Raw genomic sequence first — 25,579 nt, 5'->3', positions numbered from 1 at the left:
CCGCGGATCAGACCTTTTCCGCGACCAGTTTTTCGATCCCGGCAATGATCGCTGCAACATTCGAGATGTCGAAATCGCTTGCCGTCGGTTCGTTGGCGTTGAAGGGGATCGAGATGTCGAATTCTTCCTCGATGGCAAAGATGCTTTCAACCAGGCCCATGCTATCGATTCCGAGATCTTCCAGAGAGCTTTCGGGCGTCACGTCGGACGGCTCCAGCACGGCCTGCTCTGCAATGATTGCGATGACGCGGTCGCTGATGCTCATGTCGTTCCCCTGATTGTCGCGTTGCGGTTGATTTAATCGCTCGACGAGGGTTTGAAAACCGTCTTTTTAAGCGCCTCTACGTCACGGGCCATGCGTGGAAGCCGACGCTGTGCCTTGTAGATTTCGGTGTGCGTTTCCATTTTCACGCCCGGATAGCCCATGATCACACGACCTGCCGGGACATTCGAAAGTATCTTGGTTCCGCCGCCCGCGATCACGCCGTCACCAATGAAGATATTGTCGACGACTCCGGTCTGGCCACCCAAAACCACGTTGTTGCCGATCTCGACCGAACCGGACACTCCGGTTTGACCGCACAGCAGACAGTCTCTGCCGACCTGGGTGTTGTGCCCGACATGAACAAGATTGTCCAACTTGGAACCGTCTCCGATGACGGTGTTGCGGATCGTTCCGTTGTCGATGGTGCAGTTCGCGCCAACCTCGACATCATTGCCGATCTGGACTGCACCGAGCGAATGGATGCGCAACCAGCTCTGCGCCTTGGCGTCTCCGGCGTCGCCCATGGTCTTGCGCACGTTTTCCACACCCGACACCTCGGGCGTGACAAAGCTGAACCCATCCCCGCCGATCCTGGCTCCGGGTTGCGCAATAAAGCGATCGCCAATGATGGCACGCGCGCCGATGCTGACCATCTCGCGCAACAGGCAGTTCTGGCCCAACACGACATCCATACCAACGTGGCACTGGGCGCCGATCACCGTTCCGGATCCGATGCGGGCCCGGGGGCCGACAACGGCCAGAGGCCCGATGGACACATCTCCGGCGATCTCGGCCGTCGGGTCCACGACCGCCGAAGGATGGATCCCGGGTGCGACGCCCTGCCCCCGGTCCAGCATCGTGGTAATTCCGGCCATTGCCATACGGGGGCGGCCAACGAACACGGCGCCCTCCAGACCCAGTGCGCGCCAGTCGGCACCCTCCCACAGAACGGCACAACGCGCCTGACCCTCAGCCAGCGCCTCGGCGTATTTCGGAGCCATCGCCATAGCCAGATCGGTTGGGCCGGCATCCTTGGGCTCGGCCGCCCTCAGAATCGTCAGGGTGGTGTTTCCCTCGGCCGGCGCCCCCAGAGCATCGGCGATTTGCTGTAAGGTGAACTGCATCGCGGGCTTCCTTGTCGCAGGATTTTGCGCCCCGTGCTTACCCCTGAACGTTCGGCAGGGCCACCCCTGCTTTTTGCAGGGCATCCCAAATCTTCTGATCCCGCCCGTAGACATCGCGCCGATACTGCACGTCGCCCTTCGGCCCGACGAATGCGGTACGGTAAATCAGATGAACCGGAACCGGCTGTTTGAGGTCAACCTTGGTTTCACGCCCGGTACGCAGCACCCTGTGGAAAAAGGCCTTGGGGTCCTCTTCCTGTTTTGCCAGCAAAGCATAGGCGAAATCAAAAGGTTGCGCCAAACGAATGCACCCGTGAGAGAAGGCGCGCACTTCGCGTGCGAACAGGCTCTTCTGCGGGGTGTCGTGCAGATAGATGTTGTACTTGTTGGGGAACATGAACTTGACCAGCCCCAAAGCGTTGCTCTGCCCTGGAGGCTGGCGCATCGCAAACGGGAAGCTGCGAGCCGTGAACTGGTTGAAGTCCACCGCATTGCGGTTCACCTGCCGCCCGCGCCGATCGGTGATCTCAAGATGCCGGACGGCATTGGGGTTGGCCCGCAACTTCGGCAGGTATTCCTTGGTGATGATCGAGCGCGGCACATGCCAGCTGGGATTGATCACCATGTGTTCCATCACGTCCGAAAACTCGGGGCTTTGACGATCGCTGGTGTTTTTGCCGATCACCGCACGGGTTTCAAATGTCACCCGACCATCGTCGACGATTTTCGCGGAAAAGTCGGCCTGATTGACCAGTACATGCCGTGCACCCCTCTCGCGAGGGAGCCAGCGTTCACGTTCCATCGCAACCATCACCGCCTTGAGCCGATCAGAAGGTGAACGGTTGATTTCGGCAATCGTTCCCTGGCCGGCGACACCATCTGGTTCAAGTCCATGGGCGCGTTGGAAGGCTTGCACCGCGGCCACCATAGAGTCGTCATATTCCGGGCTGGCCGTGGGCTTGAGGAACCCCATCGCAACCAGACGATTACGCAGCTTTAGTACACTCGGCCCTGTATCGCCGCGTTCGTATTTTCCGGTTGGAACGGTCGGCCCCCATTCACCATGTTCGTTCAGTGACTGCAGCGCCATCTTCTGCTTGAGCAGCGCCCGGTACTGACTGGACTGCGGCGGAAGCTGCGCGAGATAAGAGCCGTCGGTGGAATTCATCATCGCCGCAAGATGTTCCGAGGCCGGCTTCCGTTCGACCGCACGCACGAGGCCGGCGTCGATCTGAGCCGGGCGCAGCAGCCCGGACTGAATATCCTGCGCATAGCGGACAAACGCCTCGCTCAGCGCCGCCTCAAGCGCTCCGAGATCGCGGTTTGACCGAGCGCTCTGCATCTTCGCCATCAGGCCATCAACGTCATATCGTTCGGCCGGAAGCCCATGCATCTGGGCATGGGACAATGCTTTGATAAGTGCCGATCGGCGTGCCGCGTGACCAGAGGTAGCACCGACCCAAATCGGCGCGAACTCCTGCTCTCGGTAAAAGGACGCGATTTCCGGGGTTGTCCCTGCACTTTCCGCGACAGCCATCCGAAACGCGAAACTCTCAGCCTGGGTCGGAGCCGCCTGAACGGATGTGGCCGACACGGCGATGCTTGCGGCAAACAGAAAAATCGTACAGGTCCGACGGACAGAATTCATGGGATAGCCTTGGTTTTCAATAACTTGGAACACTAGTTTTCGCGCCCGACAATTATGTTTCACGCCTCGGGGGATTGTCCACTCACATTTCCAACAGCACATCACACCGCTGGCCCCCTGATGCGCGTTTGCATCGTCTGGAAAAAAACGAAAGGGATTCAGGCCTGTCCGCCACATTTTTTGTCACTTGCGCAGATTTTCGCCGAAAATTCCCCGTAAGAAAGCACAAGACCAAAAGATCACTTGGCGCAAGAATCCCTCTGTGGCATAAAATCCGCATCTGGGATGGGAAAGAATTAAGAAAGCGCACGTAACATCGTGTGCAGGCAGGAACTGTACGGGACGAAACACGTTATGACCAAGAGCAGTACCTCGGGGATGACCCGGCGTGCCCTATTGGGCGCATTCGCGGCAACGGCAGTTGTTGCAGCACCAACCTACTCAAACGCAGCAGGCTTCCTTCGCGGGGGTGGAGACATCCGCAGGATCCGTATGTATTCGGGTCGTACCGGCGAGCGCTTGGACATGATCTACTGGGTCGATGGTAAATACGTCAAAGACGCGGTCAAGGAAATCAACCACTTCATGCGTGACTGGCGCACCGATCAGTCAAAGGACATGGATCTGCGCACGATCGACATCATGGCCGCGGCCCACAACCTGCTGGATGTGAACGAGCCCTACATGCTGTTGTCGGGCTACCGCTCTCCGCAGACCAACGCCATGCTGCGCCGTCGGTCGCGCGGTGTCGCCAAGAACTCTCTCCACGTTAAAGGTCAGGCTGCGGACCTGCGGCTTGCCTCCCGCTCGGTCTCACAGATGGCCAAGGCAGCCATTTCGTGCCGTGCCGGCGGTGTCGGCCAATACTATGGATCAAATTTCGTGCACATGGATTGCGGCGACGTTCGCTCCTGGCGCGGCTAATACACTACCACTCACCAACCCCGCAAAAAGCCCCGGCGCATCACTGCCCGGGGCTTTTTGCTGCGCAGCGCCCATCTGGCAATGACGGACACAGGCGCGGAAGCGCTACGCCTTGAAACGCTGGAAGAAAGTGGCGCACCTGAGAGGATTCGAACCTCTGGCCTCTGCCTTCGGAGGGCAGCGCTCTATCCAGCTGAGCTACAGGTGCGTTGGCCGTTAGCTAACCTTGTTCCGATCCGGGTGCAACTGGATTTTGCATGTCGGAACTCGGTTTAGCGACGAACAATCAGGCAAACAATTCGTGCGCCAGTTCCAGCGCATCGATCAGTGTGTCGACCTCATCGGTGGTGTTGTACAGACCAAAACTCGCGCGGCAGGTGGCCGTAACCCCGAGATAATCCATCAACGGTCCGGCGCAATGGTGCCCCGCCCGAACGGCGACGCCCTTCTTGTCGAGAATGGTGGATACATCGTGTGCGTGGCCCGCACCGTCCAGCGTAAAACTGAAGATAGCGGCCTTGTCGGGCGTCGTCCCCTGAACCTGCAGCCAGTTCAGCCCGGTCAGGCGCTGCATTGCATAGTCGCGCAAGCCCGCCTCATGGGCCGCGATGTTGTCCATCCCCAAACTCATCATGTAGTCCAGCGCAACGCCCATGCCGATTGTCTGGACGATACCCGGAGTGCCGGCTTCGAATTTCATCGGCGGATCGTTGTAGATCACCCTGTCTTTCGACACTTCCTTGATCATATCGCCTCCTCCGATGAAGGGGCGCATCTCGGCCATGCGTTCCGATTTGATAAAGATCGCGCCGGATCCCGACGGGCCGTACAGCTTGTGTCCGGTAATAGCATAGAAATCACACCCGATATCCTGCAGATCCACCGGCATGTGAACCGCGCCCTGGCTTCCGTCGACCAGCACAGGCACGCCTTTGGCATGGGCGCCTTCGGTGATCGCCTTCACGTCAACCACGGTACCCAGAACGTTGGAACACTGGGTCACCGCCACCAGTTTGGTCTTGGGCCCGATGGCGTCGATCACGGCCTGCGGATCCAGCGCACCACTTGCATCCACGTCCACCCATTTCAGAACGACGCCCTGGCGTTCGCGCAGAAAATGCCAGGGTACGATGTTGGCATGATGCTCCATGACGCTCAGAACAATTTCGTCGCCGGCCTGCATCCGCGGCATGGCCCACCCATAGGCGACAAGGTTGATCCCCTCGGTCGTCCCGGAATTCAGGACGATCTCATCCTCATTCTCGACATTCAAAAACCGGGCGACGGTTCCGCGCACGGATTCGTACTTTTCGGTCGCCAGGTTCGACAGGTAGTGCAATCCGCGATGCACGTTCGAATACTCGTGCGCATAAGCATTGGTGACTGCATCTATCACCACCTGAGGTTTCTGCGCCGAGGCCCCATTGTCGAGATACGTCAACGGCTTCCCGTTCACCTCACGCGAGAGGATCGGGAAATCGGCGCGGATTTTCTGGACGTCATACATGAACGAATTCCCTAAACAGGCCCGCTTGGGGTCATCAACAGGACGAAGGGTATCGCCAGCAACCCCGAGATAAGGATGACCACGAAGGATTTGCCCAGCGAGTGGAACTGGTGCGCCTGATTGATGAAATGCAGGCTGATGTAGAGGCTGTACAGGCTCATCCCCAATACGAGGATCAGGAACATCGTCGGCGCAACCATCACCATGACGAAGATGATCAATTGGCCCAGAATCTGCAGAAATTGCAGCCAGACCATTAGCAGCATCATGCCTTCCAGGCTACCGGTGCCGCCAAGCATCCTGCCGACAAAATGGAACGCGAAGATGCCCAAGAGAACGGCCCCGGCCGAAGTCGCCAACGACTGCACGACCGGTTCAAACGCCATATCCAGAGATGGATCAAGCGCCGGAAACACAAGGGTCGACAGTGATTGAGACAAAGCGTTCAGGACAACGACCAGTGCCAGCGCTGTCCAAAGCACATCCCGACCGGGTACTCCGGCCAACAGACGCCTTGCCGCCTCGGCCGGATTTGCCAATGTCAGAACGGCCAGATGTCCCAGAAATGCGGCGTTCATGCCGGCGCCCTTCGTGTTTGAGAAAATCCGGAAAACCAGAACCAGACGAATACCGCAACCCACAGGGCCCCGGTCAGCGTCTGGACAGGGCCCGGACCGATGAAACCAGCCACCAGCCCGTTCAACAACACCAGCGGTGATGAGGCGAGCAGAGCCCAGAACAGCGCAAGCCGCGCCTGATAGGACGTGGTTGCACCGCCGAACATACGAGAAATCAGGTGAGTCCCCCAGGCAAGGACGTAAAGCAGCAAGGGTAGAATGAAGACCGACCCCAGCAAGGCCCCACCCATCAACATGTTCAGATCCAGCCCCTCTAGATGGGCACGGCGCGCAAGGCCCGGCAACTGCGCGATAAAGCCAATCACACAGAACGCCATGACAAAGGCCAGCGCGCGGTCTTCGCGCGGGCCCATGTCCAGCAGTCGACGCACAACCCGACCGGGCCCGCGATACGAGGCGACGATATCGGTGGTCACCGGCATCAGCTGTGCCGCGCCAACCAGCCTTCCAGCCGCGAGACGATGTCCTCGGCCAGCGCTTCGTCTTCGATCTCTTCGACGGCTTCGGCCAAAAAGGCCAGCGTCAGCATGTTGGTCGCCTCCTTTGCCGGAACCCCGCGCGAGCGCAGGTAGAACAGCGCGGTCTCGTCGATCGCGCCCGAGGTCGAGCCGTGCGAACAGGCCACGTCGTCGGCATAGATCTCAAGCTCGGGCTTGGCCAGGAACTGACTGTCGTCATCCAGAAGCAAAGACTGGCTGATCTGATACCCATCGGTCTTCTGGGCGCCTTCCTTGACCAGAATCTTGCCCTGGAACACGCCGGTCGCGCCGTTACGCAGAACCTTCTTGAACACCTGACGGCTTTCGCAGTTCACCGCGTCATGGGTGATGAACACCGTGTCGTCATGGTGGAAGTCGCCATCGCCCACGCAGGCGCCGGCCACATGCGCCACCGCATCGTCGCCGGTCAGCTCGACCACCTGTTCATTGCGCGTCAGCACACCATTCACGGTCAGGGTGAAAGACTTGTAGACGGAGTCCTTGCCCAACCGGGTGAACATATGCGTCGCGGCACGGCGCTGATGGTCCCTGCCCTGCGCCCGGACATGGTGCAGCGTGCCGCCATCGGCGATGTCGATCTCGATGCACTTGTTGAACCGCGAGGCCGCCGGGCCATTCTCGAGAATCGTCACCTCGGCGCCGCTTTCCACGCGGATCACGTGGTGCAGGAACGCGTCCGAGGTCTCGGAGTCGTGGCGATAGATCAGACTGATCGGCTTGGACGGGTTGCCGGTCACATGGATCGCCACGCCGTCCTGCGCAAAGGCGGTGTTCAGCGCCGCCAGCGGGCGTTGAACCGGGGTCTGGCCCCGCTCCTCGAGCACGCCGTACAGTTGCTTGGCCCAGTGGATGTCCTTGCAGCAGATATCCTCGAGCCGGTCGATGCTCACGCCTTCCAGCGTCAGGTCATCGCTGTCCTCGGGGCTGAACACGCCATCGACGAAGACGATTTTAAGGCGGTCGAACCCGTCAAAGACCATCGGTTCGTCGGTGTGGAATACCTCGGCCGTTGGGGCCTCGGGCGAGGTAAGCGTATCGGGACGCGTGTATTTCCAATACTCGTCGCGCCGCCCGGGCAAACCCATGGCGCGCAGCCGGGCCAGGGCCGCCTCGCGTGCGTCGCGGGTGCAGCCGGCTTCGGGCATGCGCAGCGTGGCCAGCCGCGCTTCGGTCGCGGATTGTTTCACGTCGGGCAAGGCCATCAGTTCACCTCGGCAAGAATGTCGGCGTAACCGTTGTTTTCGACTTCCAGCGCCAGCTCGGGCCCGCCGGTCTTGACGATCCGGCCATCGGCCATGATGTGCACCACGTCGGGTTTGATGTGGTCCAGCAGACGCTGATAGTGGGTGATCACCAGGAACCCGCGGCCTTCGTCGCGCAGCGCGTTCACGCCCTCGGCCACCAGCTTCATCGCATCCACGTCGAGGCCCGAGTCGGTCTCGTCCAGGATGCACATCTTGGGCTCGAGCATGGCCATCTGCAGGATTTCGTTGCGCTTCTTCTCACCGCCCGAGAAACCAACGTTCACGGGGCGTTTCAGCATGTCGGCGTCAATCTTCAGCGACTTGGCCTTTTCGCGCACCAGTTTGAGGAAATCCGCGGCCGAGAGTTCTTCCTCGCCGCGCGCCTTGCGCTGGGCGTTCACGGCGGTGCGCAGGAATGTCATGTTGCCCACGCCCGGGATCTCGACCGGGTATTGGAACGCGAGGAACACGCCGGCGGCGGCACGCTCTTCCGGCTCCATCTCCAGCAGGTCGGCGCCATCCAGAGTCGCCGAACCCTCGGTTACCTCATACCCGTCACGGCCCGAAAGCACATAGCTGAGCGTCGATTTGCCCGAGCCGTTCGGCCCCATGATCGCGTGTACCTTGCCGGCCTCGACCGTCAGATCCACGCCCTTGAGGATCTGCTTTTCCTCTTCCTCAAGTTTGACGTGCAGGTTATTGATTTCCAGCATGTTTTTTCCTTTTGCGTATCGTCGGGACGCGCCGGCCCCGGTTTATCCCTATCCCAGCACTCTGCGCAGCAGCCGCGCCGCGATCCATCCCAGGACCGCCCCGCCGCCGATTGCCCAGACCGGGTTGATGAAATCGGTGTAGTTGACGTTGACATAGGCCACGCCCAGCAAGCCGCCCAGAACCGGCAGTGCATAAGACGCTGCGGTCAACGCATCATCCCTGCGGTTGCGCGGCGAGCGAGCCATCAGCCGACCGAGCCTTCCAGCGAGATCGCGACCAGTTGCTGGGCTTCCATGGCGAACTCCATCGGCAGCGCCTGCAGCACGTCCTTGCAGAACCCGTTGACCACCAGCGCCACGGCCTCTTCCTCGTCCATGCCGCGCTGGCGGCAATAGAACAGCTGATCGTCATCGACCTTCGAGGTTGTGGCCTCGTGCTCGACCCGGCTGCTGTTGTTCTTGACCTCGATATACGGAACGGTGTGCGCCCCGCATTTGTCGCCGATCAGCAGGCTGTCGCATTGGGTGTAGTTCCGGCTGTTCTTGGCCTTGGGGTGCATCGACACCAGCCCGCGATAGGTGTTCTGGGCCTTGCCCGCGCTGATGCCCTTGGACACGATGCGCGACTTGGTGTTCTTGCCCAAATGGATCATCTTGGTGCCGGTATCGGCCTGCTGCATATTGTTGGTGATGGCGATCGAGTAGAACTCACCTTGGCTGTCATCGCCCCGCAGGATGCAGGACGGGTATTTCCAGGTCACGGCACTGCCGGTCTCGACCTGCGTCCACATCACTTTGGACCGGTCGCCCCGGCAATCGGCGCGCTTGGTCACGAAGTTGTAGATGCCGCCCTTGCCGTTCTCATCGCCCGGGAACCAGTTCTGGACGGTCGAGTATTTCACCTCGGCGTCTTCTTCGACGATGATCTCGACCACTGCGGCGTGCAGCTGCGCGGTATCACGCTGCGGCGCGGTGCAGCCTTCCAGATAGGACACGTACGAGCCCTTGTCGGCGATGATCAGAGTCCGCTCGAATTGGCCCGTGTTTTCCGCGTTGATGCGGAAATAGGTGCTCAACTCCATCGGGCAGCGCACGCCGGGCGGCACATAGACGAACGAGCCGTCCGAGAACACAGCCGAGTTCAGCGTGGCGTAGAAATTGTCCGACACCGGAACAACCGAGCCCAGATATTTCTTGACTAGTTCGGGGTGCTCCTTGATCGCCTCGGAGATCGAGCAGAAGATGACGCCGGCCTTCTTCAGCTCGGCTTGGAAGGTCGTGCCAACCGAAACCGAGTCGAACACCGCATCCACGGCGACCTTGCGGCCCTCGGCCGGGGCATCCTCGGCGCCTTCGACGCCTGCCAAAATCATCTGTTCTTTCAGCGGGATACCCAGCTTTTCGTAAGTGGCCAGCAGCTTGGGGTCGACTTCGTCCAGCGACTTGGGCTTGGTCTCCATCGACTTGGGCCGGGCATAGTAATACTGGTCCTGAAAGTCGATTTCAGGATAGTGGACCATGGCCCAATTGGGCTCTTCCATCTGGGTCCAGCGCTCGAAGGCCTTCAGACGCCATTCGGTCATCCACTCAGGCTCTTCGTTCTTTTCCGAGATCAGTTTTACGATATCGGGGTTCACGCCTTTGGGCGCGTACTCCATCTCGATATCCGTATCCCACCCGTATTTGTAGGTCCCGACCTCGCGCACCGCGTCAACGGTTTCCTGATCGACACCTTCTTTTACCTGGGTCTGGTCCAAAGCGGCCATGTTCCACCCTCCGTCAGATCACGCGGCCCGCGCGCGATGCTTTTTCTCTTTTTCCAGCCACGTCTCGGCGAAACGCAGCACGTCTTCTTCACTCGTCTCGGGGCCCAGCGAAACGCGTACCGCGCTGGCCGCCGTGGCCTCGTCATATCCCATCGCGGTCAGTACCGCGCTTGCCCTCACCTTGCCGCTGGAGCAGGCCGAACCGGCGCTGATCGCAAAGCCCGACAGATCCATCTGCATCACCTGCGTTTCGCCCTTCCAGCCGGGCGTCGCAAAGCACAGGGTGTTGGGCAACCGATCCTGATCTTTCCCGACAAAAATAGTAGATTTAGAACCAGCCTCAAGGGCCTTTTCTAGAATATTTCTAAGTTCTGCAACCTTTTCCCAAACCCCGTTTGCCAGATCTCGCGCCGCCGCTTCAGCCGCAGCGCCGAACCCCGCGATTCCAATGACATTTTCCGTCCCCGACCGACGCCCCATTTCCTGGCCACCACCCTTGATCCGGGCGTCCAGGTCGGTGCCGCGTTTCATAACCACGCCGCCCACACCCTTTGGCCCGCCCAGCTTGTGCGCCGAGACCAACGCCATCTGCACATCCAGCCAGTTGAAGGCGATCGGCAGTTTCCCGAACGCCTGCGTGGCATCGGTGACGGCCAGCCCCTTGGGCAAGGCCTGAATGATCCCGGTTTCAGAATTGGCGAGTTGCAACGTGGATCGGCCCGGGTCGGCCACGGTGACAACACCTTGGTGCGAAACCGGCAAATCCTCGACAGTCCAGGCCCTTACGGCATCATGTTCGATCGCCGCGCCATGCAGGTCGCGCCCTTCCAAGACCAACGCCGCGCCTTCGGTGGACCCGGATGTGAATACGATATCGGCCCCATCCGCGCCAAAGGCCGCGGCCACCTGAGCACGCGCCTTTTCGATGACGGCTTTGGCCGCACGCCCCTCGGCATGTACCGAGGAGGGGTTGCCGCAGACCTCCATCGCGGCGATCATTACGTCGCGCGCCTCGGGGCGCAGCGGGGTCGTGGCGTTGTGATCCAGGTAAACACGTCTCATGGACTCACCTTTTCATCCACGGCCACGCCCCTCGAGATTCCCAATCCGCTCACCGGTCAATCATCCACGACCGAGAACAGCCCCGGCACCGCCGGACACGGCGCAAGGTCGTTCTGGATCACATCGGACAAGCGTGTCTGGTGCAGGAATACGTAGACATGCGCGCTGAGACTTTCCCACAGGCGGTTGGTCAGCGACTGCGCCCGGCTGCCCGAGGATCCCCCCGACGCCCCGGCCCCCTTGTGCATGGCATCAACTGTTTCATCCACGGCTGACAGAATCTCGACCACGCGGATCTCCGACGCCGGCCGCGCCAAACGATAGCCGCCGCCCGGCCCGCGCACGGATGCAACCAGATCGGCACGGCGCAGCTTGACGAACAGCTGCTCCAGATAGGGCAGCGAAATGTCCTGACGCTCGGAAATCTCTCCCAGGGTCACCAGCGTGTCGGCGGGCTGAAGCGCGATGTCCGCCAACGCAACCATCGCGTAACGGCCCTTTGTTGACAGCTTCATTCTTCGATCCTCGTGGCTTGAACCGCGTGAAAACATTGACGTCGCCGCGGTCAGTGCGTATCTCCGACTGACAGCGTGTTCACGCTGCGATACTCAATTAGAACCGTTCTAAGGTGCCTGACGATAACCGTCAAGTATATCCCGGCGCCCGCGAGAAAAAGACAGGACAACCGCACACATGCCCGAGGTGATTTTTCCCGGACCTGAAGGCCGACTGGAAGGCCGTTACCACCCCCAAAAGGAAAAAGACGCACCGATCGCCATCGTGCTGCACCCGCACCCCCAGTTCGGCGGGACCATGAACAACAAGGTCGTCTACAACCTGCACTACGCGTTCTACAACATGGGCTTTACGGTCCTGCGCTTCAATTTCCGGGGCGTCGGCCGAAGCCAGGGCGAGTATGACCAGGGCGTCGGAGAACTCAGCGACGCGGCATCGGCGCTGGACTATCTGCAGTCGATGAACAACAACTCGAAACACTGCTGGGTCGCAGGCTTTTCGTTCGGAGCCTGGATCGGCATGCAGTTACTGATGCGTCGCCCCGAGATCACCGGCTTCATCAGCGTGTCGCCGCCCGCGAACATGTATGATTTTTCGTTCCTTGCCCCCTGCCCCTCGTCCGGGCTGATCATCAACGGGACGGCCGACCGTGTAGCACCGCCGGCGGACACCACCGCACTGGTCGGAAAACTGCACGAACAGAAGGGTATCACCATCACCCATACCGAGGTTGAAGGAGCCGACCACTTCTTCCAGGGTGAGCACATGGATACGCTGATGACCAACGTGACCGACTACGTCAAACGCCGCCTGACCGAGAACACGCGCTGATGTCCGACACCATCACCATTCTCGCGGCGAAACTGGCCGAGGATACGATGAAGGTCATGGACGAAACCGGCCAAGATCGGTTCTACGTCGAAGTAGGTGACGTGCTTGGCGCAGCCTCCCAATCGCTTGAGGAGGCCTTCCTCACCGAAATCCGCGTCCGGTTGGCCGAGCGCAAGGCGCGGCAATTCCTGATCAAGAGGCTGTCGGATCACCGATCCAAGGTGAAGGCGATCGAAAAGCAATAGGCGCACAAAAAAGGAGCCCGCGGGCTCCTTTTTCGTTTCATTCGTAGCGTTCAAACTGTTGTTGCGCTTGACCTATCAACCAATTTGGCTGCGTCAGTATCGACGGACCCCCCGTCAGCAAGCCACCCAATCGCCACGATTATTGCCGAAGCAAACACGACCGTTTTTGCAAATGTCGTCATGAAACACACTCGTTAAAAAGTAATCGAAAACGTGGAGTAGTTTACACGCTTTCCGGCCTTGCCATAGTCGGGTTTACCTGACCCTAGGTGAACCAACGAAAGGGGCGGCTGCCTGAATTTCCTTGCGCCGTTTCTGAATTCTGTGCTCAACGTCCCAGCAGATGCATCAAGGGTTCAAGAACCATGCCCCACGCCTACCTGATCCTCCTTCTCGCCGTTATTGCCGAGACAATCGGAACGACCGCATTGCAGGCCAGCCAGCAATTTACCCGGTTCTGGCCCTCGGTGCTGGTGGTGGTGGGCTATGGCTTTGCCTTTTACCTGATGGCGCTGACGCTGAAGGTAATGCCCGTCGGCATCGTTTACGCGATCTGGTCCGGGCTTGGCATCGTTCTGATTGCGCTGATCGGCTTTGTGGTTTTCGGCCAACGGCTGGACTGGCCGGCGGTTCTGGGCCTTGCGATGATTCTGGGCGGTATTCTGGTCATCCACCTCTTTTCGCAGACTGCGGGCCACTGATCGCGCGTTAGGGCTGGTAACTTGTGCCGTGCCGCGTTATGCGCGCGGCAACTTCCCGTTCAAAGGCTGACCTCATGGACCTGCGCAACATCGCAATCATCGCTCACGTGGACCACGGTAAAACGACCCTGGTTGACGAGCTACTCAAACAATCCGGTGCATTCCGGGAAAACCAGGCCGTGGCCGAGCGCGCCATGGACAGCAACGACCTGGAACGTGAACGCGGCATCACCATTCTGGCCAAGGCCACCAGTGTCGAGTGGAAAGGCACGCGCATCAACATCGTTGACACCCCCGGCCACGCCGATTTCGGCGGCGAGGTCGAGCGTATCCTCAGCATGGTCGACGGTGTTGTGCTGCTGGTTGATGCCGCCGAAGGCCCGATGCCTCAGACCAAGTTCGTGACCTCGAAGGCGCTGGCGCTGGGTCTGCGTCCGATCGTGGTGCTGAACAAGGTCGACAAGCCCGATGCCGAGCCCGACCGCGCCCTGGACGAATGCTTTGACCTGTTCGCCAACCTCGGCGCGGACGATGACCAGCTGGATTTCCCGGCCATGTACGCCTCGGGGCGGTCGGGCTGGGCTGACATGGAACTGGACGGCCCGCGCAAGGACCTGTCCGCCCTGTTCGACTTGGTAGTCGACCACGTTCCCGCCCCCAAACAAGCTGAGCGCAAGGATGAACCCTTCCGCATGTTGGCGACCACTCTGGGCAGCGACCCGTTCATCGGTCGCATCCTGACCGGCCGCGTCGAAAGCGGCACGCTCAAAGCGGGTGACAGCCTCAAAGCGCTCAGCCGTGACGGCAAGCTGATCGAGAATTTCCGGGCCACCAAGATCCTGGCCTTCCGTGGTCTCAGCCAGCAACCGATCGACGTTGCCGAAGCGGGCGACATCGTAACCATCGCAGGCATGAGCAAGGCCACCGTGGCGGATTCGCTGGTGGCGCCCCAGGTGGATGAGGCCCTGCCCGCCCAGCCGATCGACCCGCCGACCATCACGGTGACCTTCGGCATCAACGACTCGCCGCTGGCGGGTCGGGACGGCAAGAAGGTCCAGTCGCGCGTCATCCGCGACCGCCTGATGAAAGAGGCCGAATCGAACGTGGCCATCCAGATCACGGACACCCCCGGTGGCGAAGCCTTCGAGGTCGCGGGCCGCGGTGAATTGCAGATGGGCGTTCTGATCGAGAACATGCGTCGCGAAGGGTTCGAACTCAGCATCTCGCGTCCGCAGGTTCTGTTCCGCGAGGAAGACGGCCAACGCCTGGAGCCTATCGAGGAAGTCACCATCGACGTGGATGACGAATTCTCGGGCGCAGTCATCGAAAAGGTGACAGGCGCGCGCAAGGGCGAGTTGGTTGAGATGCGCCCCGCAGGCGTTGGCAAAACCCGCATTATCGCGCATGTACCGTCGCGCGGTCTGATTGGCTATCACGGTGAATTCCTGACCGACACCCGCGGCACCGGCGTTCTGAACCGCGTCTTCCACGGCTGGGCACCGCACAAGGGCCCGATCCCCGGCCGCCGCGCCGGCGTTCTGATCTCGATGGAGAACGGACAGGCCGTCGCATACGCGCTGTGGAATTTGGAAGAGCGTGGGCGGATGTTCGTCGGCCCCCAGACCGATGTGTATCAGGGCATGATTATCGGCGAACATTCGCGGGACAATGACCTTGAGGTGAACCCGCTGAAAGGCAAGAAACTGACCAACGTGCGGGCCAGCGGTTCGGACGATGCCGTTCGCCTGACACCGCATGTCCAGTTCTCGCTGGAGGAGGCCATTGCTTACATCGACGACGATGAGCTGGTCGAAGTAACCCCGAACGCGATCCGACTGCGAAAGCGGTTCCTTGATCCGCACGAACGCAAGCGTATGGCCAAGTCAGCCTGACCCCCGGTCCGTTCGATTTTGGACGGGTCGGAAACAATGGCGCGAATGTGACATTTTTGCGTCCATCTGAAACGGTGTTTTCTCAGGGAAGCCATGAATGGATCATGGCTTCCCTTTTGTTTTGCCTGCAATTTCGTCCATAAGATGAGTTAATTCCGCATCGCTATCGCGGTGTTGCCCTTGAAAATGCGACGTGATAGGGGTGTATTTGTGTTCAAAGTATGTCATCGCCAGGTTGTTCGGTGATGAGTTTAACGAGTTTAAGGAGGCGCGATATGCGCATCAAATCCCGTCTACTGACAATAGTATTTGCTTCAGCTTCATTGCCGCTGATGTCCGGTGGGCCTGTTGTCGCCGCGGACAAATGTACGATCCAGACAGCCCGGCAGTCGGTTTCCACAGAAACCCTGTGTGCCTGTACGGTCGTGGATGCACGGATGCTGCGTTACATCCAGCGTCGTGCCGATTTTGAAGACATTCTTGCCCGCACTTTGCAGACCTGCCCGGCTTTTGCAGCCGTACTGACGGATTTCCCTACCGCGTCGATCGGGACGGTTGATCAAAGATCCGGCGACGGCCCTTCGGAACAGAGCGGGAGCTCAGGCGGCGGTAGCTCAAGCGGCGGTAGCTCAAGCGGTGGTAGCTCCAGTGGAGGCGGTTCCAGTGGTGGCAATCCTCCACCGGCGGCACCTCCGGGAGGTTCAGGCGGTAGCTCCAGTGGTGGCAGCTCCAGCGGTGGTAGCTCCAGCGGTGGTAGCTCCAGCGGTGGTAGCGCCAGCGGTGGTAGCTCCAGCGGTGGTAGCTCAAGCGGCGGCAGCTCCAGTGGTGGGTCCGGCGACGGCGGTGGCAGCTCCAGCGGCGGCAGCTCCAGCGGCGGTTCTGGCGATGGTGGAAGCTCCAGCGGAGGCAGCTCCAGCGGCGGTTCTGGCGATGGTGGAAGCTCCAGCGGAGGCAGCTCCAGCGGCGGTTCTGGCGATGGTGGAAGCTCCAGCGGAGGCAGCTCCAGCGGCGGGTCCGGCGATGGCGGTGGCAGCTCAAGCGGCGGTAGCTCCAGCGGTGGGTCCGGCGATGGTGGTGGCAGCTCAAGCGGCGGTAGCTCCAGCGGTGGATCTGGTGACGGCGGCTCTGGTGGTGGCGACGGCGGTGACGGCGGCGGCTCCGGCGATGGCGGCTCGGGCGGTGGCGACGGCGGTGACGGCGGCGGCTCGGGTGATGGCGGCTCGGGCGGCGGCGACGGTGGCAGCTCAAGCGGCGGCAACGGTAACGGCGGCGGCAACGGTAACGGCGGCGGCAACGGTAACGGCGGCGGCAACGGTAACGGCGGCGGCAACGGTAACGGCGGCGGCGTTAACGGTAATAATGGCGGTGGAAATGGATCGGAAGGCGCAAGCCCTGGTCAGGGCAACAACGCCAACAACGACGAGGACTAACCGCCTTTGGGCGTGATGCCACGTTTCAATGGCAATCTGGCATACAAATGACAAAGGGCGATGAATTCATCGCCCTTTTTTGCTGGAGGCTCCAAGAAACTTAAATTCTCTGTTGCTTCTCAGCTCCGCCCGTAGATCCCCACCCAACGCTGGGGTTGTTTCGGGTCCTGCATCCGCAGGAACAAATAGCGTGTGGCCGACCAGGGTTTGATCCGATTGGTCAGGTTGTCCAGCACGAGATCACCTTGATTGGAGCGGTAAACCAGAACCGCGTGGGGGCCGCGGCGGGTGTCCAAAACGGTCGCCAGCAAAAGCTTGTTGGGATCAATGCCAGCCTTGATCAGGTCACGCTTTTTCAGCAGCGCAAAATCCTCGCAATCACCGCCGCGCGATGTTGGCAGGGCCCAACGCTCCCGCGTCTTGTACTGCACTTGGTCCGTGACCTCACGCGTTGTCGCATTGACCTGGGCATTGATTTGCTTGACCAGTCGCAATTCCTGATGGCTGGGCAGCGAAACCGACTTCTTGTTCGCACAAGCCCAAGCATACTGGCGGCACAAGGTCCGTGCGCCCGACGGCGGTGGCGAAGCCGAAAACCCCGAAATGAAAGCTGTCTCTGAAGCGCTGGCTTGTCCTGTCGCAAGAACGGCACCGCCGATCACTCCCAACACACCCAGAGCCAATGTGGCCTTGCTGGCCGCGCGACTTGCCACTGTGTTGAGCCTGTCCAAAACCCGTTTCATGCCTGTCCCTCGATCCCATACGTTCGACTGACTGCCGCTTCTGAGGACCATATTCTGCTTTTGGAAACTATCCGTTAACAGACTGGCTCTGGCAATCCTCGGTCAGGTTGTCGGCAAAAAACGGCGGAAATTCGTAACTCAATATGACCTTTTCCGCGCAAGAAAATGGCGAAGCCTGACACAATTAGAGGTAGAACGTCATGGTTTCGCCGCCACAAAAAAGCTCAACCCATTGAAAGTATTAGGGAATTTTTGTTGCGGGACGTGATCACCGGAACACTATCGGCCCAATTACAGGATCGGCGTCGCAACTTTGGCTGACGTTGCGTCACCCAAAGCGGGTTCCGGAGCCAATCCAAGACCGGATCCGGTTGATTCTCACTCGGTCGTTTCGACGACCAGCAATTCGCGCTCGCTTGCGCCCCGGGCGTGGCTCAGGGCTTCTTGGTATTCAGCCGAGTTGTAACAGGCGACGGCGGCTTCAACCGACGGGAACTTCGCCACGACATTGCGGGGCCGCTCTTTGCCTTCCAGTTGGACATAGCGTCCTGCACGGGCAATGAACGTGCCCCCATGTTTGGAAATGGCCGGGCCGGCAAGCTCGGCGTATTTGCCATAAGCTTCGGCATCAGTAACCGTGACATGTGCAATCCAGAGTGCTGGCATCTTATCCTCCCAAAACCTCTTCCGCGGCCTTGATGGCCGCCGCGGCGTTGGCGGCATCGCGACCACCGCCCTGCGCCATGTCGGGACGCCCGCCGCCGCCCTTGCCGCCCAGTTCCAGCACGGCGGCCTTGACCAGATCGACGGCCGATATCGACTGCGTCAGGTCGCTTGTGACACCGGCGGCGACTGCAGCCTTGCCGCCTGTGTCCGCGATCAGAAGAACGGCGCCCGATCCAAGCCGCGCTTTGTGCTCATCAATGAGGGCCGGCAGATCCTTGCCCGACACACCATTCAGAGCCTGTGCCAGGAACTTGACGCCGTTGATCTCTTTGGCCTCCGCGCCGCCGCCTTGACCGGCTCCACCGGCCATCGCCAGATCGCGGCGCAGCTGCGCCACTTCGTTCTGCAACGACTTGCGCTCGTCCAGCAGAGCTTTGATGCGATCCACGACATCATCCGGCTGCGCCTTCAACTCGGCAGCAATCTGACCGAGGCGCCGATCCTGCTCGGTCAAGTACCGCAATGCAGCGTCCCCGGTCAGAGCTTCGATCCGACGCACGCCCGCGCTGCTTGCACTGTCACCCAGAATGACAAAGGTCCCGATATCTCCTGTCTGGCGCACATGCGTACCGCCACACAGTTCGATCGACCAGGTTTGGCCGTCATGGCCCTTGCCGGTCTGGGCCTTGCCCATCGAGACGACCCGGACTTCGTCGCCGTATTTCTCACCGAACAACGCCTGTGCCCCCAAGGCGCGGGCATCGTCCGGGGTCATGATACGGGTTTCGACCGTCGAGTTCTGACGAATGAACTCATTCACCTCGCGTTCCACGGTCTGCAACTCAGCCTGTGTCAGCGCTTTGGCGTGGCTGAAATCAAACCGCAGACGGTCGGCAGCATTCAACGATCCGCGCTGTGCAACATGATCGCCAAGGGTTTCTCGCAGCGCTTCGTGCAGCAGGTGGGTCGCCGAGTGGTTCGCTCGGATGGCCGAACGCCGGTTGTGATCAACTTCGAGCTCGACGGCATCTCCTTTGGCGATCGCACCGCTGTCCACGACGATCTTGTGTGCATAGACCTTGCCATCCGCGAACTTCCGGGTGTCTTCGACCGTCGCGCTCTGGGTGCGATCTTCAAGACGGCGGATGCTGCCGGAATCGCCAACTTGGCCACCAGCCTCGCCGTAGAAGGGTGTCTGGTTTACGACCACCCAGCCGGATCCGCCCTGCTCGATACGGTCCACAAGGTCACCTTCGACCACCAGGGCCACAACCTGGCCCTCAGCCATTTCCGTTTCGTAGCCCAGAAAATCGGTCGCACCGCTTGCGTCCAGTATGTCGAACCAGACCGCCTGATCTGCTGCCTCGCCCGAACCAGCCCAGGCGGCGCGCGCCTTCGCCTTCTGCTCGGCCATGGCGGTGTCGAACCCATCGGTATCAACCGTCCGACCTTTTTCGCGCAGGGCATCCTGGGTCAGGTCAAGCGGGAAGCCATAGGTGTCATACAGCTTGAAGGCGGCATCCCCGGGCAGCGGCGCCCCGTCCGGCAGGCCCGCCACTTCGTCATCCAGCAGCTTGAGCCCCCGGTCCAACGTCTGCTTGAACCGGGTTTCCTCCAACAACAACGTCTCTTCGATCAGAGCCTGAGCACGACCCAGCTCGGAATACTGCGCGCCCATCAATTGAACCAGTGTCGGAACAAGTTTGTGCATGACCGGATCCTTGGCGCCCAGAAGATGCGCGTGGCGCATGGCCCGGCGCATGATCCGGCGCAGGACATAACCGCGACCATCATTCGAGGGCATGACCCCGTCAGCAATCAGGAAAGAGGTCGACCGCAAGTGGTCGGCAATTACCCGATGGTGCACATTCTGATCGCCGTAGGGGTCCACATGCGTGACTTCGGCCGAGGCCTCGATCAGTGTCTTGAAAAGGTCGGTGTCATAGTTGTCATGGCTGCCCTGCAGCAACGCGCCGATCCGTTCCAGACCCATGCCGGTATCGATCGACTGCATGTCCAGTTCACGCATCGAGCCGTCTTCGAACTGCTCGTTCTGCATGAAAACGATATTCCAGATCTCGATGAACCGGTCACCGTCTTCCTCGGCCGATCCCGGAGGTCCGCCCCAGATGTGGTCGCCGTGATCATAGAAGATCTCGGTACAGGGGCCGCAGGGACCGGTCGGGCCCATTTGCCAGAAATTGTCGCTGGTGGCGATGCGGATGATCCGGTCTTCGGGGACGCCGACTTTCTTCCAGATTTCAAACGCCTCGTCATCGGTATGATAGACCGTCGTCAGCAGACGGTTCTTGTCGATCCCGAACTCCTTGGTGATCAACTCCCAAGCGAACGGAATCGCTTCCGATTTGAAATAATCGCCGAACGAGAAGTTGCCCAGCATCTCGAAGAACGTGTGGTGGCGGGCCGTGTAACCGACATTGTCCAGGTCGTTGTGCTTGCCGCCGGCGCGCACGCATTTCTGCGCCGTGGTAGCACGTGTGTAGTCGCGGGTCTCAAGGCCGGTGAACAGGTTCTTGAACTGCACCATGCCCGAGTTAACGAACATCAGCGTCGGGTCGTTGCGCGGCACAAGCGGGCTCGACGCGACCACTTCGTGCCCTTGTTTGGCAAAGTAGTTCAGAAAGGTTGAGCGGATATCGTTCAGCGTGGGCATTGGGCTCTCTCAGCGCGCATTCATGATCTATCGCGACGGTTTAGCCCCCTGCCCGCCGATAGTCCACAGGATTGCTGCACCGCAAACGAAACAAGGTGAACCCGAAGGATCACCTTGCCAGTGTTCTCTCGGATCTTCCGATCAGGCTTCGAGAATATCATCCTCATCCGCCGCAGGCGGCATGTCGAAATCAAGTCCGTGCGCGGCACGGATCTTATCCTCGATTTCCAGCGCAACCCGACTGTTGTCCCGCAGGTATTGCTTGGCATTTTCACGCCCCTGCCCAATCCGCTCATCCCCATAGCTGAACCACGAGCCGGACTTTTCGACCACACCGGCTTTGACGCCAAGATCCAGCAGTTCGCCCATCTTGCTGATGCCCTCGCCATACATGATGTCGAATTCCACCTGCTTGAACGGCGGGGCCACCTTGTTCTTGACCACCTTCACGCGGGTCTGGTTGCCGACCACCTCATCGCGGTCTTTGATCGCGCCGATGCGGCGGATGTCCAGACGGACCGAGCTGTAGAATTTCAGGGCGTTGCCCCCGGTCGTAGTTTCCGGGCTTCCGAACATGACGCCGATCTTCATGCGGATCTGGTTGATGAAAATCACCATGCAGTTGCTGCGGGCGATCGAGCCGGTCAGTTTGCGCATCGCCTGGCTCATCAGCCGGGCCTGCACACCCACATTGCTGTCGCCCATGTCGCCTTCCAGCTCGGATTTCGGCGTCAGCGCCGCCACCGAGTCCACCACGACCATGTTGACCGCCCCGGAACGCACCAGCGTATCGGTAATCTCCAGCGCCTGTTCACCCGTATCGGGCTGCGAGATCAGAAGCTCGTCCAGATCCACCCCAAGCTTGCGGGCGTATTGCGGGTCCAGCGCGTGTTCCGCATCGACGAATGCACAGACGCCGCCGCGTTTCTGCTGCTCGGCGATACAATGCAGGGTCAGGGTCGTCTTGCCCGAGCTTTCTGGGCCGTAAATTTCGACAATCCGACCCATCGGAAGTCCGCCGATGCCAAGGGCGATATCCAGTCCAAGTGAACCAGTCGAACTGGCTTCGATCTCCTGACGAGCACCATCGCCCAGTTTCATGATCGAGCCCTTGCCGAACTGCCGCTCGATCTGCGCCAACGCGCTGTCCAGCGCCTTTTGCTTGTCGGGGTTTTTCTTGTCGTTCATTGTCAGAAGATCCGCCATTGTCCTGTCGCCTTCCCTTTTGTCACACCCATCACCGGGCGGCAATCGCTGCTTTGTTCGCCTCTTGTTCCTTATGAGATCAAAAAGAGAACATTTCAACAAAAACTTTCATTCCTTACCATTCGACGAAGAGGTTAAAGAGTCGTTTACTCTGATCTCGAAACTGCTCAATCATGCCCAAGGCTCTGTCTTTGCAATGAAACTTTGCTTGCACAGGCTGGCGATTTTGTGCGGAAGCAATTGACCTCGGCGGCTGAGGCGGACAATCATGCGGCACGACAGCCTTCGGCGCAGGAAAGACATAAAATGCTGATCTTCTTCAAGGAACGCCTTGCGCTTCTGTCTCTGCCCAAAACCGGAAGCACCGCCTATCAGGTCGCGTTGCGGGACCGGGCGGATATCGTGGTGTCGGGCCCACCGGATCTGAAACATGCGCCGGTGCGTCGCTACGACCGTTTCTTCCAGAACATTTTCCGCAAGATGTACGACACGGAAATGGAAATCATGGCCGTCGTGCGCGAACCCGTCGATTGGCTGGGCAGCTGGTATCGGTACAGGACGCGTACCGAATTGACGGGCCACCCGCATTCGACCGACGGCATGTCTTTCGACAAGTTTGTCCAAGCTTATATGCAGTCGCCCCGTCCCGCGTTTGCCGATGTCGGCAGTCAAACTGAGTTCTTTCGGACCCGCAGCAACGGCGCCGGTGCTTCGCATATCTTTCGCTACGAACACCAGGACGGGATTCTGAACTTCCTTCAAGATCGACTGAACGCCCGGATCGATCTGACCCGCGAAAATGTATCGCCCAAGCGGGAACTGATACTTTCGGACCAGACCTTGGATACATTCCGCAAGGCTCATGCCGCCGAGTTTCGTCTGCATCAGCAGGCGCGTTAATTGAGGTGCTGAAACACCGCCTCGGTCAATTGTGTCAGTGAAAAAGGCTTGGGCAGGAAGGTCGAGTGTCTGATCTCGGGCCCAGCATCCCCAAACGCGCCTTCGGTATAGCCCGACATGAAGACCACCCGCACATCGGGCCGGCTTTCCAGCGCCTTGGCAACCCAGGTTGGACCATCCATTCCGGGCATGACCACGTCCGTGACGAAGACGTCGACGTGCAGGTTCTGATCCTCGAGAATGCGCAACGCGTCCTCGGCCGAGCCCGCCTCAAAGACGGTATAGCCCTTGAGGCGCAAGGCACGGGTGGCAAAGGCGCGTACCGGTGCCTCATCCTCGACCAGCAAAACGACACCTTCGCCTTGATGCGCATTCGGCTCGGGTTGTGCCGGCGGTTCAATCGCAACCTCGGGGTCCCGTGCCAAGCAGACCGGCAGCATGACGTTGAACTCGGTCCCACGCCCTTCGGTGCTGTCCACGAAGATGAAGCCGCCGGTTTGCTTGACGATGCCATAGACCGTCGACAAACCCAGCCCGGTCCCCTCGCCTGTCCGTTTCGTCGTATAGAAGGGTTCGAAAATCTTCTGCAGCTTGTCTGACGGAATACCGACGCCACTGTCGATGACCTTGACCGAAACATATTCACCCACCGGAACGGTCGCCCTGTCCCGCATCAGCGGCTCGGTCAAAGAAAACACCTCGGTTTCGATACGGATTTCTCCGCCGTCGGGCATCGCATCGCGCGCGTTCACCACCAGGTTCATGATGACCTGTTCCAACTGCCTCTTGTCTGCGCGAACGGGCTTGAGAACCGGATCATGACTGAGGATCAGCTTAACCTTCTCGCCCACCAGGCGGTTCAACAAGTGGATCAGGTCGGAAATGGTATCGCGCAGATCCAGTACTTCGGGTCGCAGAGTCTGTTTTCGGGAAAAGGCCAGCAACTGGCTGACCAACGCAGCGGCCCGGTTGGCATTCTGGTTTATCTGGACGAGATCGCCGTAGTTCGGATCACTTTGATCATGGCGCAGCAGCAGCAGGTCGCAATGTCCGGAAATGGCGGTCAGCAGGTTGTTGAAATCATGCGCCACACCGCCCGCCAGCTGCCCGACTGCCTGCATCTTTTGCCCCTGGACGAACTGAGCCTCCAGCGTCTTGAGTTCGGTCGCGTCGTTCAGCACGGCAACAAGGCGCACCTCACCGTTCTTGACGATGCGGGTCAGGGTCAGTTGCACGAAGACCTCTCGGTCCTTTCCACCCAGCCGCAGGAATTCGGAACGTGGTGGCCCATCGCACGCGGCAACCTGAAGCAGCCAGTCCCGCAAGGGATGCCCCAACCCGCTCAGAATTGTGTCGATATTGGTCTGACCAAGTTCAACATCACCGATCAGCTTGCGTGCCAATCGATTGGCATCCAGAATCTCTCCGTCTGGAGCGAGGTGCATCATGGGCACCGGCACGTCGGCGAAAGTCGTGGTCCACTGATCTGCAGGCGCGTCGTCAAGCACGACCAGCGCTATATCCCGGCCCGCACTGGTTTTTTGAACCTCGCACAAGAGTACCCGCCGCGAACCTTCTTGAGCAGGCACGCGCAGAACCGTTTCACCTGATATGACCTCCGGCGTCAGAGCCTCGGCCGCGCCAACCTCGCTGCCTCGGAGCATCGCCTCGGCGGCGGCATTCATGTTCAGGACCACGTCGTTTCGCCCGAGCGTCACGATTGGAAGCGAAGCAGACGCCCAGGGTTGCCGACCCGAGGCCTTGATCCGCCACAGGTACAGATCATCGCCAAGGTCGATCGCCAGAACTGGAATTGTCGTGCCCTTTGTCACGATGTCTTCTGCCGCGCGCCCTTCGACTTGCGCCAATGACTGCATCCGAACCAGTATCGCCGCAGGATTGGCGAAAACGGACTGCAAACACATGTCCAGCCTTGCGCCTGTCGAGGCGTTGAACTTGTCCCGCGCTGCGGAGTTCACGATCAGCACCCGCCCGTTGGCATCCGTGATGAAACCCGGAGCGGGCTCTTTTTCCAGAAACGACGCGAGTATGGTCTGCGCCTGTTTGTCAACGCGGTACGAGAACCATCCGCGCAACAGAACAAACGCGCCAACGGCCAGAAAAGACCCTCCAACCGCCAGCAGGCCCGAAACCAACTGGGGTGAGATCGGAAAGAGTTGGGCGAGAATGACCAACAAAAGCGCGACACCGACCAGAGAAATGGCCCGCGACCAACTCGGAAAATGTCGTCCGGTCAAGCTTGGCGTAAATTGAGCGACCTCGGTCATCAACAACTCGATTCAAAATCAATCCACGGCATATCGTGGCACAAAGAGTTAATATCCGCTTAAGAAATCCAGCGGATATTCTCCTTTAAGTTGTTT

The 25,579-nt window shown here is 59.9% G+C and carries 24 protein-coding genes and 1 tRNA gene; 7 read left to right on the top strand and 18 right to left on the bottom strand.

The genetic code is table 11. The annotated features are described in order from the left end of the window. Nucleotides 1–7: 7 nt before the first annotated feature. Genes ACR0BA_RS03280 through ACR0BA_RS03270 form a run of 3 tightly spaced genes read right to left on the bottom strand, consistent with a single transcriptional unit; the run spans nucleotide 8 to nucleotide 3,037 of the window. Entirely contained in the window at nucleotides 8–265 is a 258-nt protein-coding gene (locus tag ACR0BA_RS03280) for an acyl carrier protein (RefSeq protein ID WP_093962086.1), read from the bottom strand. A 32-nt stretch (nucleotides 266–297) separates the two neighbouring features. Further along, nucleotides 298–1,389 carry a UDP-3-O-(3-hydroxymyristoyl)glucosamine N-acyltransferase gene (gene lpxD, locus ACR0BA_RS03275; protein WP_480726420.1) on the bottom strand — a complete coding sequence of 364 codons (1,092 nt, stop codon included), beginning with the start codon at nucleotides 1,387–1,389 and terminating at the stop codon, nucleotides 298–300. Between the two features lie 37 nt (nucleotides 1,390–1,426). Next, on the bottom strand, nucleotides 1,427–3,037 hold the full coding sequence (locus ACR0BA_RS03270) for a L,D-transpeptidase family protein (protein ID WP_480726418.1): 1,611 nt from the start codon (nucleotides 3,035–3,037) through the stop codon (nucleotides 1,427–1,429). A gap of 354 nt (nucleotides 3,038–3,391) precedes the next feature. On the opposite strand from ACR0BA_RS03270, the gene mepK reads away from it, so the two are divergent. After that, nucleotides 3,392–3,961, top strand: a complete 570-nt coding sequence (gene mepK / locus ACR0BA_RS03265) for a peptidoglycan L,D-endopeptidase MepK (RefSeq protein WP_170338571.1) — start codon at nucleotides 3,392–3,394, stop codon at nucleotides 3,959–3,961. 131 nt (nucleotides 3,962–4,092) lie between these two features. Here mepK and ACR0BA_RS03260 read toward each other — a convergent pair. The 10 genes from ACR0BA_RS03260 to iscR all read right to left on the bottom strand — a co-directional run bounded on the left by ACR0BA_RS03260 (nucleotide 4,093) and on the right by iscR (nucleotide 11,906). Then, a tRNA-Arg gene (locus tag ACR0BA_RS03260) sits at nucleotides 4,093–4,169 on the bottom strand. A 78-nt stretch (nucleotides 4,170–4,247) separates the two neighbouring features. Next, nucleotides 4,248–5,468 (bottom strand): cysteine desulfurase, encoded by a 1,221-nt coding sequence (locus ACR0BA_RS03255; RefSeq protein ID WP_170437553.1) that lies wholly within the window; start codon nucleotides 5,466–5,468, stop codon nucleotides 4,248–4,250. 11 nt (nucleotides 5,469–5,479) lie between these two features. Then, nucleotides 5,480–6,046 (bottom strand): Yip1 family protein, encoded by a 567-nt coding sequence (locus tag ACR0BA_RS03250; RefSeq protein WP_480726416.1) that lies wholly within the window; start codon nucleotides 6,044–6,046, stop codon nucleotides 5,480–5,482. Further along, nucleotides 6,043–6,528 (bottom strand): YIP1 family protein, encoded by a 486-nt coding sequence (locus tag ACR0BA_RS03245; RefSeq protein WP_480726414.1) that lies wholly within the window; start codon nucleotides 6,526–6,528, stop codon nucleotides 6,043–6,045. Before ACR0BA_RS03245 ends, ACR0BA_RS03250 begins: the two co-directional genes overlap by 4 nt. Then, nucleotides 6,528–7,808 carry a Fe-S cluster assembly protein SufD gene (sufD, locus tag ACR0BA_RS03240; RefSeq protein ID WP_480726413.1) on the bottom strand — a complete coding sequence of 427 codons (1,281 nt, stop codon included), beginning with the start codon at nucleotides 7,806–7,808 and terminating at the stop codon, nucleotides 6,528–6,530. Before sufD ends, ACR0BA_RS03245 begins: the two co-directional genes overlap by 1 nt. Next, entirely contained in the window at nucleotides 7,808–8,563 is a 756-nt protein-coding gene (sufC, locus tag ACR0BA_RS03235) for a Fe-S cluster assembly ATPase SufC (RefSeq protein ID WP_170339117.1), read from the bottom strand. Before sufC ends, sufD begins: the two co-directional genes overlap by 1 nt. A 48-nt stretch (nucleotides 8,564–8,611) precedes the next feature. Further along, nucleotides 8,612–8,809 carry a hypothetical protein gene (locus ACR0BA_RS03230; protein WP_093962095.1) on the bottom strand — a complete coding sequence of 66 codons (198 nt, stop codon included), beginning with the start codon at nucleotides 8,807–8,809 and terminating at the stop codon, nucleotides 8,612–8,614. Beyond that, nucleotides 8,809–10,329 (bottom strand): Fe-S cluster assembly protein SufB, encoded by a 1,521-nt coding sequence (sufB, locus tag ACR0BA_RS03225; RefSeq protein WP_170508487.1) that lies wholly within the window; start codon nucleotides 10,327–10,329, stop codon nucleotides 8,809–8,811. The genes ACR0BA_RS03230 and sufB overlap by 1 nt, the downstream gene beginning before the upstream one ends. A gap of 18 nt (nucleotides 10,330–10,347) precedes the next feature. Next, nucleotides 10,348–11,391, bottom strand: coding sequence for a cysteine desulfurase family protein (locus tag ACR0BA_RS03220; protein ID WP_222456673.1), 1,044 nt, complete (start codon nucleotides 11,389–11,391; stop codon nucleotides 10,348–10,350). A 56-nt stretch (nucleotides 11,392–11,447) separates the two neighbouring features. Then, nucleotides 11,448–11,906 carry a Fe-S cluster assembly transcriptional regulator IscR gene (gene iscR, locus ACR0BA_RS03215; protein ID WP_093962098.1) on the bottom strand — a complete coding sequence of 153 codons (459 nt, stop codon included), beginning with the start codon at nucleotides 11,904–11,906 and terminating at the stop codon, nucleotides 11,448–11,450. Nucleotides 11,907–12,084: 178 nt separating this feature from the next. Here iscR and ACR0BA_RS03210 point away from each other — a divergent pair, with 178 nt between their 5' ends. From ACR0BA_RS03210 to ACR0BA_RS03190, 5 genes are all read left to right on the top strand, one after another. Beyond that, complete coding sequence (locus ACR0BA_RS03210; RefSeq protein ID WP_093962099.1) at nucleotides 12,085–12,738, top strand: alpha/beta hydrolase; 654 nt, start codon at nucleotides 12,085–12,087, stop codon at nucleotides 12,736–12,738. Next, complete coding sequence (locus ACR0BA_RS03205; protein ID WP_093962100.1) at nucleotides 12,738–12,983, top strand: hypothetical protein; 246 nt, start codon at nucleotides 12,738–12,740, stop codon at nucleotides 12,981–12,983. Before ACR0BA_RS03210 ends, ACR0BA_RS03205 begins: the two co-directional genes overlap by 1 nt. Before the next feature lie 365 nt (nucleotides 12,984–13,348). Further along, on the top strand, nucleotides 13,349–13,684 hold the full coding sequence (locus ACR0BA_RS03200) for a DMT family transporter (RefSeq protein ID WP_480726412.1): 336 nt from the start codon (nucleotides 13,349–13,351) through the stop codon (nucleotides 13,682–13,684). Between the two features lie 74 nt (nucleotides 13,685–13,758). Continuing rightward, nucleotides 13,759–15,576 carry a translational GTPase TypA gene (gene typA, locus ACR0BA_RS03195; protein ID WP_170338557.1) on the top strand — a complete coding sequence of 606 codons (1,818 nt, stop codon included), beginning with the start codon at nucleotides 13,759–13,761 and terminating at the stop codon, nucleotides 15,574–15,576. A gap of 1,071 nt (nucleotides 15,577–16,647) precedes the next feature. Beyond that, nucleotides 16,648–17,022: a hypothetical protein gene (locus ACR0BA_RS03190; RefSeq protein WP_480726410.1), complete on the top strand. Its 375-nt coding sequence runs from the start codon at nucleotides 16,648–16,650 to the stop codon at nucleotides 17,020–17,022. Between the two features lie 103 nt (nucleotides 17,023–17,125). Here ACR0BA_RS03190 and ACR0BA_RS03185 read toward each other — a convergent pair whose 3' ends face one another. The 4 genes from ACR0BA_RS03185 to recA form a co-directional block, all read right to left on the bottom strand. Beyond that, on the bottom strand, nucleotides 17,126–17,749 hold the full coding sequence (locus tag ACR0BA_RS03185) for a transglutaminase-like cysteine peptidase (RefSeq protein WP_170339104.1): 624 nt from the start codon (nucleotides 17,747–17,749) through the stop codon (nucleotides 17,126–17,128). 378 nt (nucleotides 17,750–18,127) lie between these two features. Beyond that, nucleotides 18,128–18,415, bottom strand: a complete 288-nt coding sequence (locus ACR0BA_RS03180; protein WP_093962104.1) for a DUF1330 domain-containing protein — start codon at nucleotides 18,413–18,415, stop codon at nucleotides 18,128–18,130. A 1-nt stretch (nucleotide 18,416) separates the two neighbouring features. Then, entirely contained in the window at nucleotides 18,417–21,089 is a 2,673-nt protein-coding gene (gene alaS / locus ACR0BA_RS03175) for an alanine--tRNA ligase (RefSeq protein ID WP_480726409.1), read from the bottom strand. A 141-nt stretch (nucleotides 21,090–21,230) separates the two neighbouring features. Then, nucleotides 21,231–22,295, bottom strand: coding sequence for a recombinase RecA (recA, locus tag ACR0BA_RS03170; protein ID WP_170339099.1), 1,065 nt, complete (start codon nucleotides 22,293–22,295; stop codon nucleotides 21,231–21,233). 306 nt (nucleotides 22,296–22,601) lie between these two features. Here recA and ACR0BA_RS03165 point away from each other — a divergent pair, with 306 nt between their 5' ends. After that, nucleotides 22,602–23,195: a gamma-glutamyl kinase gene (locus ACR0BA_RS03165; RefSeq protein WP_480726407.1), complete on the top strand. Its 594-nt coding sequence runs from the start codon at nucleotides 22,602–22,604 to the stop codon at nucleotides 23,193–23,195. Here ACR0BA_RS03165 and ACR0BA_RS03160 read toward each other — a convergent pair. Beyond that, nucleotides 23,192–25,483 carry an ATP-binding protein gene (locus tag ACR0BA_RS03160; protein WP_480726406.1) on the bottom strand — a complete coding sequence of 764 codons (2,292 nt, stop codon included), beginning with the start codon at nucleotides 25,481–25,483 and terminating at the stop codon, nucleotides 23,192–23,194. The genes ACR0BA_RS03165 and ACR0BA_RS03160 overlap by 4 nt on opposite strands. Between the last annotated feature and the right edge of the window lie 96 nt (nucleotides 25,484–25,579).

Source organism: Ruegeria sp. CI5, assembly GCF_056536885.1.
This window is presented reverse-complemented; position numbering and strand designations above follow the sequence as displayed.